The organism is Aeromonas encheleia (assembly GCF_900637545.1).
Taxonomy (GTDB): domain Bacteria; phylum Pseudomonadota; class Gammaproteobacteria; order Enterobacterales; family Aeromonadaceae; genus Aeromonas; species Aeromonas encheleia.
On the sequence record NZ_LR134376.1, the window covers coordinates 299845 to 313151 of the forward strand.

Here is a 13307-nt window from a genome sequence, read left to right on the forward strand (position 1 = left end):
AGGCTTAGCCTGGGCGTTGTATGGATACTTTCTCCGCTGCCGTCATGTTGTTTTTGATCATGGATCCGCTGGGCAACCTGCCAGTCTTCCTCTCCATCCTGCGTCATGTCGATCCCAAGCGGCGACGCAAGGTGATGATCCGGGAGCTGCTGTTCTCCTTGGCCATCATGCTGGGCTTCCTGTTCGCCGGTCAGCAGATCCTGAGTTTCCTCAATCTGCGCCAGGAGGCGGTGAGCATAGCGGGGGGCATAATACTGTTCCTCATCGCCATCAAGATGATCTTCCCGACCCCGGGCGGGGTGACCGGGCTGGCGGCCGGGGAGGAGCCCTTCCTGGTGCCCATGGCCATCCCGATGATCGCGGGTCCCTCCATCCTGGCCTCTCTGCTGCTGCTGGCGAATCAGGAGCCGACCCGGATGGCGGACTGGTCCCTCGCCCTGTTGCTAGCCTGGGGCGCCAGCGCCGTGATCCTGATGTTCTACGAGGTGTTCAACAAGCTGCTGGGTGAGCGAGGACTCACCGCCGTGGAGCGGCTGATGGGGATGCTGCTGGTGATGATCTCGGTGCAGATGCTGCTCGACGGCGTGCACCATTATCTGGACGTGACCGGTCAGGGCTAAGCCGGCCGGAGCCTTGTCTCAGGGCTGACCGACGGCCGAGGTCTCCAGCTTGCTCAGGATGAGGGCGAGCAGGGTCTCCCGCAGCCAGCGGTGGCCCGGATCCTCCTCGTGGCGCTGATGCCAGATCAGCAGGTGGGAGATGCTGTCCAGCGCTATGGGCAGCGCCAGCGGCACCAGCGGGTAGACCTGGGTCGCATGGCGGGCATAGAGCTTGGAGAGGGTCACTATCATGTCGGAGTGCATCCCCATCCGCAGCGCCGCTTCGAACGAGGGCACCGTCGCCTCTATCCGGCGATAGAGATCCAGCTCCGCCAGCTTGTGATCCAGCATCCAGCGATCCCGCCCCTCGCAATAGGTCTGCACATGGGGATAGGCCAGGTAGCGGGCGAGATCCCATTCGCGCTCGTGCAGCGCCGGATGATCCTGCTGCACCAGACAGGTGAGGCCATCGATGGCGAGCAGCCGCTGGCAGATGCTGCCGGGCAGGGTATCCAGCCGGTAGTCCGAGGTGATGCAGTTCTCCCGCACCGTGAAGGCGATGTCCACCTGGCCCTGGCTCATCGCGGTCAGGCTGTGCTCCGTCCACTCCTCGTAGCGCAAGCGGATGCCCGGCGCCTGGCGCTTGAGCTCGCTCAGATAGAGGGGGGCGAACAGGGTGAAGGCGCTGTCCATGCTGGCGATGACGAACTCCCGCTCGGTGCTGGCCGGATCGAACGCCGGTGGCTGGATCAGGTTGTCCAGCGACAGCAGTATGGGTTGCAGCTGTTGCTGCAGGCCAAGGGCGCGCGGGGTGGGCTCCAGCCCATGGGCCGCGCGCACGAACAGGGGGTCGTCGAAGGTTTCCCGCAGGCGGCCGAGGGCCTTGCTGACGGCCGACTGACTCAGGTGAAGACGGCGGGCGGCCCGGCTGCCATTGCGCTCTTCCAGCAATACTTGCAGGATAATCAACAGATTAAGGTCTATGCGCCCGAGCTGTTCCAGCAGCATGATATGAATCCTCTTCAATTCTAAGATGAATTTATACCATTTGTTTTCATATCTTGGCGACCCTATGCTCGAGTCGTCTCTCGCCTTAGAGGGTGGCTGGTACAGGATGTAGCGGTTGAGGGGACAAGTAGCACAGACTCATACGGCGGCCAATGGCCGCCGTATTTTTTTGCGTGATTTATTTGCCAACTTGCACCTGCCTTGATTTTGCCCAACAATCGTTGCGCCTTCTTTTGATACAAACAATGGGTATCTATCAGTCAGGAGTATCCCGATGGGACTCGGTGGAATTCATATCTGGCATTTGTTGATCCTGCTCGTGGTCGTGGTCGTGGTGTTTGGCAGCAAACGCCTGGCCGGCGCCGGTGAGGATCTGGGCACCGCCATCAAGGACTTTCGTAAAGCCTTGCGTGACGATGAAGTAAAGCCGAAATAAGTGGGAGTTGAGTGATGTCTGTAGACGAGAAAGTCGAATTGAATGAAACCTGCGACAGCTGCGGCTGTTTCGCCGAGATTGGCACCATCATAGGTGAAGGCGACGATGTGATGGAGCTGGTGATCGAGGCCGCGGCCGAAGCCGATGCCCGCGCCAAGCTGGCGGCCTATGAGGCGCTGGCCAAGCAGGTCACCGCCGAGGCCGAGATCAGCAGCGAGCTGAGCCAGGGCGCCGATGGCGTGATCCTGAAAGCCCGCCTGCAATTCACCTGCACCGCCGAGAAGCTGATTTTCGAGATGCGTGCCCGCTCAATCTGAGCCCCCTGAGGATACGGCAGGCCTGCCTGCCGTATTGAGCCTCCAGCCACAGTTCCCCGTTCTATAGTGAGTTATCTCCAGATGACTCAGCCCGAGACGAGTCGGCCAATGGCAGGCGACGGCATGATGCGGCGGCGAGGGCGCTCTGCCCTGTCCCCCTATCCCATAACGAAGCATCCTGCCGACGAACCGCCGGGCGCGAGCCGGTCAACCTGCAGGCGACAACATGCTGACGCAGCGATGGCGCCCTGCGCTGAGCCCCGGGTTCCGGTGCGAGTTATCCTGCCAAGGCACAGCCTGCCGTGGACTGACCAACGGCAGGCGATGGCGTGATGATGCGACTATGGACCCAGCCCTGAGCCCCGGGTTTTATTGTTAATCATCCTGCCAAGAAACAGTCCGGCGCGAGTCGGCCAACGGAAGGCGACGACATGATGACGCGGCGATGGATCTGGGGCCTGCTTGCCCTCTGGTATCTTCCCCTGCTGGCGGCCGATCTCAAGCCGCAGCTCTTGCCCCAACCCGGGGATCTCGAACACATACTGCAAAAGAAAGAACTCAGGGCCCTGGTGGTCTATGAGCGGGGCTTCTTCTTCTTCGACAAGGGCGCCCAGTACGGCATCCTTGTCAATCAGCTGCAGGGCTTCGAGCGCTGGCTGAACCAGCGTTATCTCGCCAAGGATAAGCTCAAGCTCAAGATAATCTACATCCCGGTGCGTCAGGACAAGCTGCTGGATTACCTCGCCGAGGGGCGCGGCGATCTGGTGGCGGCCACCATGACGGTGACGCCGACCCGGCGCGAGCAGGTGACCTTCTCCCGCCCGCTCATCTCGCCCATCGAGGAGTGGGTGGTGAGCCAGCGCGATCTGCCCGGCTTCAACCGCATCACCCAGCTGTCGGGCCGGCGGATCTGGGTACGTGCCAGCTCCAGCTACTACGAGAGCCTGCACCAGCTCAACTGGCTGTTCCGCGAGCTGGGGCTGCCCCCCGTCTACATAGAGACGGTGCCGGAATACCTGCAGGATGGGGATCTGTTGGAGATGGTGGCGGCCGGCATCATACCGCTGACCGTCACCGACAGCTTCAAGGGGCGGATCTGGCTCGGCATGATAGGCGGGCTCAAGGCCCACAAGCTGATCCCGTTGCGGGACAAGGGGCGCAGCGCCTGGGCCCTGCGCAACAACAGCCCCGAGCTGCTCAAGGCGGTGAATGCCTATATCTCGGAGTCAAGCAAACGCACGCTCTTCAGCGACATGACCCTGCGCCGCCTGCTGGCGCAGAGTGACCAGATGAGCAACATCTTGGCGCCGGATCCCATGGGCCGGCTGTCGACCATCCGCAAGGTGCTGGAGACGCAGGCGGACAAATACCAGCTGGACTGGCTGATGCTGGCGGCGCTGGCGTACAAGGAGTCCGGGCTCAATCCCAATGTCCGCTCCAACCGGGGGGCGGTCGGCATCATGCAGTTGCTGCCGAGCACAGGTGGCGAGGTGGGGATCCGCGGTGCCCGGCTCACCAGCCTGGAGGGCAACGTGGAGGCGGCCTGCCGTTACATGCGGCTGATCCTCGACACCTACTTCAACGATCCCGGAATGGATCGGCTCAACCGCCACCTGTTCGCGCTGGCGGCCTACAACGCGGGCCCCAACCGGGTGCAGGCGCTGCAGGCCAAGGCCAGGGCCAGGGGACTTGATCCGAATGTCTGGTTCGGCAACGTGGAGCAGCTGGTGGCCAACGAGGTCGGTCAGGGGCCCATCAACTACGTCGGCACCATCTACAAATATTACGTGGCCTATCGCTTCAGCCTGCCCCAGCTGGAGGGCAAGTCCGACGCCATAGAGGCGGCCCAGCCCTGAGCGCTCAACACCGGTCGGGGGCGCGATCCCGGATGCAGGCGGCCTCCCAGCCTTGGTCCCGGTGCAGCATGTACCAGGGAGATGGTTGTCCGGCCGGGATGGGATCCGGCTGGCTGGCTTGCGGCCTATGGCCGAGGGAGGGGCGGTCACAGAGTTCCATGCGCGACTCCTTGATTCGTTGCGATCAGGGCGGTTGCCTGGGTTATGCCATGGCCAGATGACAAGGAGATGACCCTGATCCCCGCCGAATTCGCCCTGCTCGACGATCCTGGTGCGGCCCTGAAGGCGCGCTGCCAGCTGATCCGCGCGGCCCGCAGCAGGATCCAGGCCCAGTACTACAGCTGGGAGGAGGACGGCAGCGGCAAGCTGTTGCTGTCCGAGTTGTTGCATGCGGCCCGGCGGGGGGTCCGGGTCCAGCTGCTTATCGACGATCTCTATGCCGGCGACAACCGCTTCCTGGAGATGGTGGCGCATCAGCCCGGCATCGAGGTGCGGCTGTTCAATCCGTTCTGGCTCAGGGGCTGGCGCCGGCTGACCCTGCTGTTGGAGGGGCTGCTCAGCTTCAGACGCATCAACCACCGCATGCACAACAAGCTGCTGCTGGTGGATGGCTGCCAGATGGTGATAGGTGGCCGCAACATCGGCGATCGCTACTTCGGGCTGGGGGCGCCGCCTCACTTCGTCGATCTGGATCTGCTCTGTCGGGGCCCCCTCTGCCGGCAGGCCGGGCAGGGCTTCGGGCTGTTCTGGCACAGCCGCTGGAGCCATCCGATCCGGCGCCTGTTGCGCCGCGCCCTGCTGCCCGCCGAGATAGAGGCGGTGAACGACTTCCTGCTCACCCTGACCGATCCGGCGGTGGCCGCCGTCTACGATCTGCCCGCCAGCCTGTTTGATGAAGAGCCTGTCCCCCTGCGCTGGCATCCGGGGCAGGGGGAGTGCTGGTTCGATCGGCCCGGCAAGGGGCTGGTCTCCCGGCCGACCACGGCGCCCCTGCTGGGGCGCAAGCTGGCCGGCAACCTGGGCACCCTGCGGTTGGTGAGCCCTTACCTGATCCTGACGCGCGGGCTGCGTCGTCAGCTCAAGCGGCAACGCCAGGCGGGGATGGCGATAGAGATACTGACCAACTCCCTGGCCAGCACCGATGTGCCGCTGGTGTACGGCGCCTACCGGCGCCACCGCCCCTGGCTGGTGCGGCAGGGGATAGCGCTGGCCGAGCTGGAGAGCGAGGCGCTCAGCCTGCATGCCAAGCTGATCCTGATGGGCGACGAAGAGGCGCTGCTCGGCAGCTTCAATCTGGATCCCCGCTCCCTGCTGCTCAACACCGAGCTGATGCTACATCTGCGCTGCCCCGCGCTCTGCGCCGAGCTGCAGCAGTGGCTGGCGAGGTGGCAACAGGCATCGGTCCAGCCGGTGCCGGCCCCTCCTTCGGCGCTGCGGCGCCTGCTGGCCCGGCTGAGCGACTGGCTGCCGCTGCACCCCTGGCTGTGACGGGGCCCATTTGTGCGAGATCTCGCAAAGCCTTGTGCGCCTTCGAGGATAGCCTTTGCCATCCAACGCCGGATTTCGATTTTATCGTATTGTTTTTAATCACTTTCTATCTTGATATGAATCGAGCCGGCTCCATGCTGTTTGCATACAAGTTCGTATAAAACGGTTTTTTATTTTATTTAACTGCGTAGTATTTCAGTTGCAAGGACAAACACGGCGGCTGGTCCGTCGTGCGGGAGAGGGTGATGAGGGAATTGGTCGGCCGGATTGCTCTGGCAGACAGCCACTTCGGCTCGGGAGCGGAAACCCGTGAAGTGGAATCAGTACCCGTTATTGCCGGATCCCAATATGGAACATGCTATTTGCGAGGGGGTGACATGCGAATGTCGCCCCATTTTTTATGTCGAAAGGTCACCTGGCGCTCATGAAAAGACCGCCAGCGGGCGGTCTTGGGCAATCAGGTCTATTGGTCTGCCACCTCAGGCGATGCCGGCCAGCAGGCGACTCCAGTTGCGTTTGCCGGCGAGGAAGCCATCCCGCAGGTTGCGATACTCCAGCTGCAGCTTGAATCTATCGTAGCGGGCCAGCGCCTTGCGCTTGCGCTGCTCCAGCAGCAGCTTGCGGCTGGCGTAGTAGTGCTGGAGCTGCAGGCTCAGCTTGTCGTACTCCTCTTGCAGCAGTGCCTGCCACAGCTCCCTATCCTCTTCCTTGCGCAGCTTCGCCTGGGCGCGCTTGAGCTGCATCTCCAGCCTGGCCAGCTCGATCCGCTCCTCCGGGCAGGCGCGCAGATCCCTGGCCAACCCGCACCAGGCGGCGCAGCGGATCAGCCACTTGGTCGGATCGAACTGCCACCAGTGGATGCCGTTGCGGTAGTCGTTCTCGAACAGGTGATGGAAGTTGTGATAGCCCTCGCCGAAGGTGAAGAAGGCCAGGATGCCGTTGTCCCGCGCGCTGTTGCGATCGGTGAAGGGCTGGCTGCCCCAGATGTGGGCAAGGGAGTTGATGAAGAAGGTGGTGTGGTGGGTCATCACCATGCGCAGCGCCCCCGCCAGCAGCAGCATGCCGAGCAGATCGCCGTGGATCAGGCCGAGCAGCAGCGGGATGCCGATGTTGGTGCCGAGGGTCAGCGCCAGATAATGCTTGTGCTGGAAGGCGACCACAGGGTTGTTCTGCAGATCCCGCACATTGCTGTAGTCGTGGTAGGTCTCGCGCTGGTATTCCCGCAGCATCCAGCCGATGTGGGAGTACCAGAAGCCGCGGCCCGCGCTGTAGGGATCCTTCTGGTTGTCATCCACGTGGCGATGGTGGCGGCGGTGATCGGACGACCAGTGCAGCGCCGAGTTTTGCAGGGCGAGGGCGCCGCCGATGGCGAAGATCCATTGCAGGATAGGGTGTGCCTTGTAGGCCTTGTGTGACCAGAGCCGGTGATAGCCTGCGGTGATGGAGATGCCGCAATAGCAGAACAGCAGCAGGAAGCAGAGCCACTGCCAGAGGTCGTAGCCGTGGCTCAGTCCGTACCAGGGTACCGCAATCAGTGCGGTCAACCCGGAGAGGGCGAACAGCAGGGTGTTGGTCATGATGATCGGGGGGCGGTCCATTTCACTCGGCTCCTTTCAGCGAACAGCTGTTCACTATTCTCCACCGGGCCGGAATGGGGGTCAATGGTAAAAAAGTCGGCAACAAACCTGATCCAGCCCCCGCCTTCGGGTTATCATCTGGCCTCGCTAATCTCAAGGTGACGGTTTTCGTGGGTATTCGCGCGCAACAGAAAGAAAAAACCCGGCGTACGCTGATCGAGGCGGCGTTCAGTCAACTCTGTGCCAACCGCAGCTTCTCCAACCTCAGCCTGCGGGAAGTGGCACGGGAGGCGGGCATAGCGCCGACCTCCTTCTACCGTCATTTCCGTGACATGGAGGAACTGGGACTGACCCTGGTGGACGAGGGTGGCCTGACTCTGCGCCAGCTGATGCGCCAGGCGCGCCAGCGCATCGCCGGTGGCGGCAGCGTCATCAGCACCTCGGTGCAGACCTTCATGGAGTTCGTCGAAAACAACCCGAATATCTTCCGTCTGCTGTTGCGTGAGCGCTCCGGTACCTCGGCGGCTTTCCGCCAGGCGGTGGCGCGCGAGATCCAGCATTTCATCGCCGAGCTGACCGATTATCTGGAGGCGACCACGGAAGCGCCACGGGAGGAGGCCTACATTCAGGCCGAGGCCATGGTGACCATCGTCTTCAGCGCCGGTGCCGATGCCCTCGACATGACCACGGAAGAGTGCCGGGCGCTGTCCGATCGCACCATCAGCCAGCTGCGGATGATCGCCATGGGCGCCGAGGTCCAGAATCGCAAGCGCCGCGAACCCCTCTCTTAAGTTAAGGATGGACAGTCTCATGCGTGAACCGAACGCGATCCCGAAGAAACCCCTGCTGCTGGCCCTGCTTATCGGCATCTGCGGGGATGCCTTCCTGTCGGTGCTGACCGCATCGGCCGTGCCCTTCTCCTTCTTCCCCCTGATCGCCCTGCTGCTGGCGGCCAACCAGCTCTATCAGCTCTATCGCCACCAGCCCATGGTCGGCAACACCCCCAGCTGCATCCTGCTCTGCTTCTTCATCGGGGTGTTCGGCCACTCGGCGCTGATCAAGGTGCAGTACCCTGAGCTTGGCAGCAATTTCTTCTCGCTGATCGCCATGCTGCTGTTGCTCGCCGTGCTCTCCATCAGGCTCGGGATCAGCGTGGGGAAAAAAGTGAAGGAGTGACGAGTCACTCCTTCAGGGTCGGTTGCGAGGGGAGAAGCTAGTCTTCCCGAGGCGGCGTCCCGCCCTTCTGCCTGGCGTCTATGATGGCCTGCAGCTTGGCGCGGATCTCCATCATGCCAAACACACCGAAGATCAGCACCTGGGTGAATTCGAGGCGAGTTACCGCGAAGTAGGGCTTGCAGGCGGCCTTGATCATGCTGGCCTGCACCCAGTGCATCAGGATCACGATCACGCCGCAGACCGGCAGAAAACCGTTCAACTTGCCCGGCAGGGTACCCGCCAGCGCGAGCACTACCCCTAGCCAGAAGAACAGCAGCAGTCCCATCGCCACCAGATTAAAGAAGCGCTTCATTGTTCATCTCCCGCACATAGAGTTGATAGCAGACCTGACCGGCCTGCTTGTCCTTGAGTAGTTGCCAGTTGGCAGGCAGGGCCAGGTCGTCCATCTCCTTTTCCCGTTCAAGATAGATGAGCGCATCCGCTGCCAGCCAGCCGCGCTGCTCCAGTAGCTCGCACACCTGGGGCAACAGTTCGCGCCGAAACGGCGGATCGAGGAACACCAGATCGAAGGGGGTCACCGGGCCTTGCAGCCAGCTGACCGCATCGGCCTGGATCACCTTGCCCTGCTGACTGCCCAGGGCGGCCAGGTTCTTCCTGAGCTGCTCGGCCGCGCCCTTGTCCATCTCGATCAGCGTCACCTGCTCGGCATAGCGCGACAGCGCCTCCAGTCCCAGGCCGCCGCTGCCGGCAAACAGATCGAGACAACGGGTGCCACGGACATGGGGCGCCAGCCAGTTGAAGATGGTCTCCTTGACGCGATCCGTGGTGGGTCTGAGTCCTTCCACATCCCTGACCGGCAATTTTCGACCCTTCCACTGGCCGCTGATGATTCTTACAAAGCCCGCTTTTCCCTGCGGAACCGGGCTTTTATGAGGGCTGCTAGGGCTGGATTTCACTCTGGGCATCGCGTTTCGTCGTCAGAAAATAAAGTGTTAGTATAAGGCGGTTCATTTTTATGCCGACCCACCGAGGGACGGCTATCTTAGCAGTCAGCCAACGAAGTGAGTATTTTTTAGATGGCAAAAGGTTTGTTTTCCTGGCTGGGTTTCGGCCGCAAGAAAGAAGAGGCTGAGGCCGTCCAATCACAGGCCCCCGCAGCCACCCCGGCTGTCGCCGAGCCCGAGGCCACTGCTGCCCCCGCTCCCGTCGCTGATATTCCCCTGACCGAGGCCCCTGCTGCACAGCACGAGGCGCCGCTGGCGACGCCCGACGAAGGCCCGCTGGTGGTGGAGGAGCCTGCCTCCGAACTCGAGCCCGTCATCGTCAATGAGGCACTGATCGCCGATGCGGTCGCCGAGGAAGAGGCGCGTGTTGCCGCCGAGGTCCAGGCCGCGGAAGCCGCGCGTGTTGCCGCCGAGGCGCAGGCCGCAGAAGCCGCACGCATCGCTGCCGAGGCTCAGGCCGCAGAAGAGGCGCGCATTGCCGCCGAGGCTCAGGCCGCAGAAGCCGCACGCATCGCTGCCGAGGTTCAGGCTGCGGAAGAGGCGCGCATTGCCGCCGAAGCTCAGGCCGCGGAAGCCGCACGCATCGTTGCCGAGGCTCAGGCCGCGGAAGAAGCTCGTATCGCCGCCGAGGTTCAGGCCGCGGAAGCCGCACGCATCGCCGCCGAGGCGCAGGCCGCAGAAGCCGCGCGCGTTGCTGCCGAGGCTCAGGCCGCAGAAGAGGCGCGTGTTGCCGCCGAGGTTCAGGCCGCGGAAGCCGCTCGCATTGCCGCCGAGGCTCAGGCCACGGAAGAGGCTCGCATCGTTGCGGAGGCCGATGCCGCCGCTCTGGCCAACTTGCCGCTGGCCGCCAAGGTTGACGACGACACCCAGGACAAGCCGCAGCGGGAGGGCTTCTTCGCTCGCCTCAAGCGCAGCCTGGTGCGCACCAGAGAGAACATAGGTTCCGGCTTCTTCGGCCTGTTCCGTGGCAAGAAAATCGATGATGAGCTGTTCGAGGAGCTGGAGACCCAGCTGCTGACGGCGGATCTCGGCGTAGACACCACCAGCCGCATCATCGAGGGGCTGATCCAGCACGCGGATCGCAAGCAGCTCAAGGATGCCGAGGCGCTCTATGGCCTGCTCAAGCAGGACATGGGCGCCATGCTGGCCCAGGTCGAGAAGCCGCTGGTGATCGACACCAGCAAGAAGCCCTACGTGATCCTGATGATCGGCGTCAACGGAGTGGGCAAGACCACCACCATCGGCAAGCTGGCCAAGCAGTTCCAGGCCGAGGGCAAGAGCGTCATGCTGGCCGCCGGTGATACCTTCCGTGCCGCCGCGGTCGAGCAGCTGCAGGTGTGGGGCCAGCGCAACAAGATCCCGGTGATCGCCCAGCATACCGGCGCCGACTCCGCCTCCGTCATCTATGATGCCATCGAGGCCGCCCGTTCACGGGGCGCCGACGTGCTGATCGCCGATACCGCCGGCCGCCTGCAAAACAAGAGCAACCTGATGGAAGAGCTCAAGAAGGTGGTGCGGGTGATGAAGAAGCTGGATGAAGAGGCACCTCACGAGATCATGCTGACCCTGGATGCGGGCACCGGCCAGAACGCCCTGAGCCAGGCCAAGCTGTTCAGCGAGGCGGTGGGCCTGACCGGCATCACCCTGACCAAGCTCGATGGCACCGCCAAGGGCGGCGTCATCTTCGCGGTGGCCGACAAGTTCCAGATCCCGATCCGTTACATCGGGGTGGGCGAGGGGATAGACGATCTGCGCCCCTTCGTCGCCAACGACTTTATCGAGGCACTGTTCAGTCGCGATGAATAAGCGCCACTCGCCCCGACCCAGGTCGGGGCTTGTCAATGTCAGGGATCCGTTATGATTCGTTTCGATAAGGTCAGCAAGGTATACAGCGGTGGCCACCAGGCGCTGCAGAAGGTCAGCTTCCACCTGCGCAAGGGGGAGATGGCCTTCCTGACCGGCCACTCGGGGGCGGGCAAGAGTACCCTCTTGAAGCTCATCAGCGTGATGGAGCGGCCGACCGATGGTCGCGTCTTCTTCCACGGTGACGACGTCAGCCAGATCAAGCGGGGCCAGATCCCCTATGTGCGCCGCCAGATCGGCATGATCTTCCAGGATCACCGGCTGCTGATGGACAGAACCGTGTTCGACAACGTGGCGCTGCCGCTGGTGATCGATGGCTATAGCCACGGTGACATCAACAAGCGGGTCGCGGCGGCGCTGGACAAGGTGGGGTTGCTCGGCAAGGAGCGCTACCAGCCACGCATGCTGTCCGGTGGTGAACAGCAGCGGGTCGGCATCGCCCGCGCCATCGTCAACAAGCCGCCGCTGCTGCTGGCGGATGAGCCGACCGGCAACCTGGATCCCCAGCTCTCCATGGACATCATGCGGCTGTTCGAGGAGTTCAACCGCTTCGGGGTCTCGGTGCTGATCGCAACCCACGATCTCGGGCTCATCGCCCGCATGCGTTACCGCACCCTGACCCTCAAGGCGGGTCGCATGTATTCGCAAGAGCAGGAGGAGAGCTGATGGCCATCGTTCGTCATAAACAACCTTTGCTCCGGCGGCTGGGCATGTACTGGGTGGATCACGCCCGCCAGGCCTTCTCCAGCATGGGCGAGCTGTGGCGCAATCCGCTCGCCTCCCTGATGACGCTGGCGGTGCTCGGCGTCAGTCTGGCGCTGCCCTCCTGCTTCCATGTGCTGCTGAAGAACGCCGAGGTGGTGGAAGGCAGCTGGCAGACCAGCTCCCAGATCTCCCTCTATCTGCGCAAGGATCTGCCCGAGCAGAGCATCCTCGACATGAAGCAGCGGATCCTGCTCTATCCCGAGGTGGAGTCCGTCACTTATATGAGTAGGGACGAGGCGCTGAAGGAGTTTCGCGAGATCTCCGGCTTCGGCGATGCGCTCGACTACCTCGACAGCAACCCGCTGCCGCCGGTGCTGAGCGTGATCCCGGATCCCCGCTGGCAGAACCCGGAAGGGGCCGCCGAGCTGCTCGCCAAGCTGGAGAATGAGCCAGGCGTCGAGCAGGGCAAGCTGGATCTGCAGTGGCTGACCCGGCTGCAGGGCATCATGAACCTGCTGCGTCACACCATCACGGGTATAGCGGTGTTGCTGCTCTCCGCGGTGCTGCTGATCGTCGGCAACACCCTGCGCCTGAACATCCTCAACCAGCGCTCCGAAATCGAGGTGCTCAAGCTGGTGGGGGCGACAGATGCGTTTATTCATCGCCCCTTCCTGTACACCGGCATCTGGTTCGGGGTCATCGGCGGCATGCTGGCCTGGTGGCTGACCGAGGTGATGGTGATCTGGAGCGAGGGGGTGGTGAAGGAGCTGGCCGGGCTTTACAACAGCAACTTCCGGCTGGTGGGGATGGGGGCGGTCGATGGCTTCAATCTGATACTGCTCGGCGCCTTGCTGGGGCTGATTGCATCCTGGTTTTCGGTGCACAGACACATTCGCGACATAGAACCGTCCTGATTAATTTGCCATCACCGCAAAGCACTGGATTTTGAGAACTGGATCAAGTAAAAGAATGGCCCGTTTCTGGCACAGCTCCAGTTCAGGGAGTAATCTGAACGATACTGCTCCGCAGGCGTCGCTGGATCCTGGGAAGGATCTTGGGAACCTTCTGATTTATAAGCAGTCTATTTAATGCGACAGAATGTATACGGGTGTGGCCCCTCTGCCTTGCTCGTCTGACTTGGCAAGCATGTGAAGGTTGCGAGCTCCGCAACAATGGACTTAGCATGCTACTTTTCAGGGGTCCTTCACTGTGACCCCTTTTTTTTGACTGTTCATTTATGATTCATCCAGTCGACTTAAGATAAGCCGGGTTCACGCC

General features: G+C 62.5%; 15 protein-coding genes. 10 read left to right on the forward strand and 5 right to left on the reverse strand.

Translation table 11 applies throughout. The features are described from left to right. Window positions 1-20 precede the first annotated feature (20 nt). A complete protein-coding gene (locus EL255_RS01385) occupies window positions 21-620 on the forward strand; it encodes a YhgN family NAAT transporter (protein WP_042651846.1) in 600 nt (199 codons plus the stop codon). 18 nt (window positions 621-638) lie between these two features. Here the strand turns inward: EL255_RS01385 and EL255_RS01390 are convergent, their stop codons facing one another. Continuing rightward, complete coding sequence (locus tag EL255_RS01390; RefSeq protein WP_042651847.1) at window positions 639-1607, reverse strand: LysR substrate-binding domain-containing protein; 969 nt, start codon at window positions 1605-1607, stop codon at window positions 639-641. 274 nt (window positions 1608-1881) lie between these two features. Here EL255_RS01390 and tatA point away from each other — a divergent pair, with 274 nt between their 5' ends. From tatA to EL255_RS01405, 3 genes are all read left to right on the forward strand, one after another. Next, entirely contained in the window at window positions 1882-2043 is a 162-nt protein-coding gene (gene tatA / locus EL255_RS01395; RefSeq protein WP_042651848.1) for a twin-arginine translocase TatA/TatE family subunit, read from the forward strand. A 14-nt stretch (window positions 2044-2057) separates the two neighbouring features. Then, a complete protein-coding gene (locus EL255_RS01400; RefSeq protein ID WP_042651849.1) occupies window positions 2058-2360 on the forward strand; it encodes a YfcZ/YiiS family protein in 303 nt (100 codons plus the stop codon). Between the two features lie 434 nt (window positions 2361-2794). Beyond that, on the forward strand, window positions 2795-4216 hold the full coding sequence (locus EL255_RS01405) for an MltF family protein (RefSeq protein ID WP_042652172.1): 1422 nt from the start codon (window positions 2795-2797) through the stop codon (window positions 4214-4216). A 4-nt stretch (window positions 4217-4220) separates the two neighbouring features. Here the strand turns inward: EL255_RS01405 and EL255_RS21295 are convergent, their stop codons facing one another. After that, window positions 4221-4376 (reverse strand): hypothetical protein, encoded by a 156-nt coding sequence (locus EL255_RS21295; RefSeq protein WP_170175988.1) that lies wholly within the window; start codon window positions 4374-4376, stop codon window positions 4221-4223. A gap of 74 nt (window positions 4377-4450) precedes the next feature. Between EL255_RS21295 and EL255_RS01410 the strand changes: the two genes are divergently transcribed. Then, complete coding sequence (locus tag EL255_RS01410; protein ID WP_042652173.1) at window positions 4451-5704, forward strand: phospholipase D family protein; 1254 nt, start codon at window positions 4451-4453, stop codon at window positions 5702-5704. Between the two features lie 479 nt (window positions 5705-6183). Here EL255_RS01410 and EL255_RS01415 read toward each other — a convergent pair whose 3' ends face one another. Beyond that, on the reverse strand, window positions 6184-7302 hold the full coding sequence (locus tag EL255_RS01415) for an acyl-CoA desaturase (RefSeq protein WP_042651850.1): 1119 nt from the start codon (window positions 7300-7302) through the stop codon (window positions 6184-6186). Window positions 7303-7451: 149 nt separating this feature from the next. On the opposite strand from EL255_RS01415, the gene fabR reads away from it, so the two are divergent. Both fabR and EL255_RS01425 read left to right on the forward strand, forming a co-directional pair. Further along, window positions 7452-8072 (forward strand): HTH-type transcriptional repressor FabR, encoded by a 621-nt coding sequence (gene fabR, locus EL255_RS01420; RefSeq protein ID WP_042651851.1) that lies wholly within the window; start codon window positions 7452-7454, stop codon window positions 8070-8072. Between the two features lie 19 nt (window positions 8073-8091). Beyond that, window positions 8092-8457 (forward strand): YijD family membrane protein, encoded by a 366-nt coding sequence (locus EL255_RS01425; RefSeq protein WP_126623233.1) that lies wholly within the window; start codon window positions 8092-8094, stop codon window positions 8455-8457. A gap of 37 nt (window positions 8458-8494) precedes the next feature. Here EL255_RS01425 and EL255_RS01430 read toward each other — a convergent pair whose 3' ends face one another. Then, a complete protein-coding gene (locus tag EL255_RS01430) occupies window positions 8495-8809 on the reverse strand; it encodes a DUF1145 domain-containing protein (RefSeq protein WP_042651853.1) in 315 nt (104 codons plus the stop codon). Continuing rightward, window positions 8793-9422 (reverse strand): 16S rRNA (guanine(966)-N(2))-methyltransferase RsmD, encoded by a 630-nt coding sequence (rsmD, locus tag EL255_RS01435; RefSeq protein ID WP_042651854.1) that lies wholly within the window; start codon window positions 9420-9422, stop codon window positions 8793-8795. The genes EL255_RS01430 and rsmD overlap by 17 nt, the downstream gene beginning before the upstream one ends. Window positions 9423-9533: 111 nt before the next feature. Between rsmD and ftsY the strand changes: the two genes are divergently transcribed. The 3 genes from ftsY to ftsX are packed head-to-tail and all read left to right on the forward strand — an operon-like array spanning window position 9534 to window position 12943. Continuing rightward, a complete protein-coding gene (ftsY, locus tag EL255_RS01440; RefSeq protein WP_042651855.1) occupies window positions 9534-11267 on the forward strand; it encodes a signal recognition particle-docking protein FtsY in 1734 nt (577 codons plus the stop codon). Window positions 11268-11318: 51 nt separating this feature from the next. Next, window positions 11319-11990 carry a cell division ATP-binding protein FtsE gene (gene ftsE / locus EL255_RS01445; protein ID WP_042651856.1) on the forward strand — a complete coding sequence of 224 codons (672 nt, stop codon included), beginning with the start codon at window positions 11319-11321 and terminating at the stop codon, window positions 11988-11990. Continuing rightward, entirely contained in the window at window positions 11990-12943 is a 954-nt protein-coding gene (ftsX, locus tag EL255_RS01450; protein WP_042651857.1) for a permease-like cell division protein FtsX, read from the forward strand. The genes ftsE and ftsX overlap by 1 nt, the downstream gene beginning before the upstream one ends. Window positions 12944-13307: the final 364 nt, after the last annotated feature.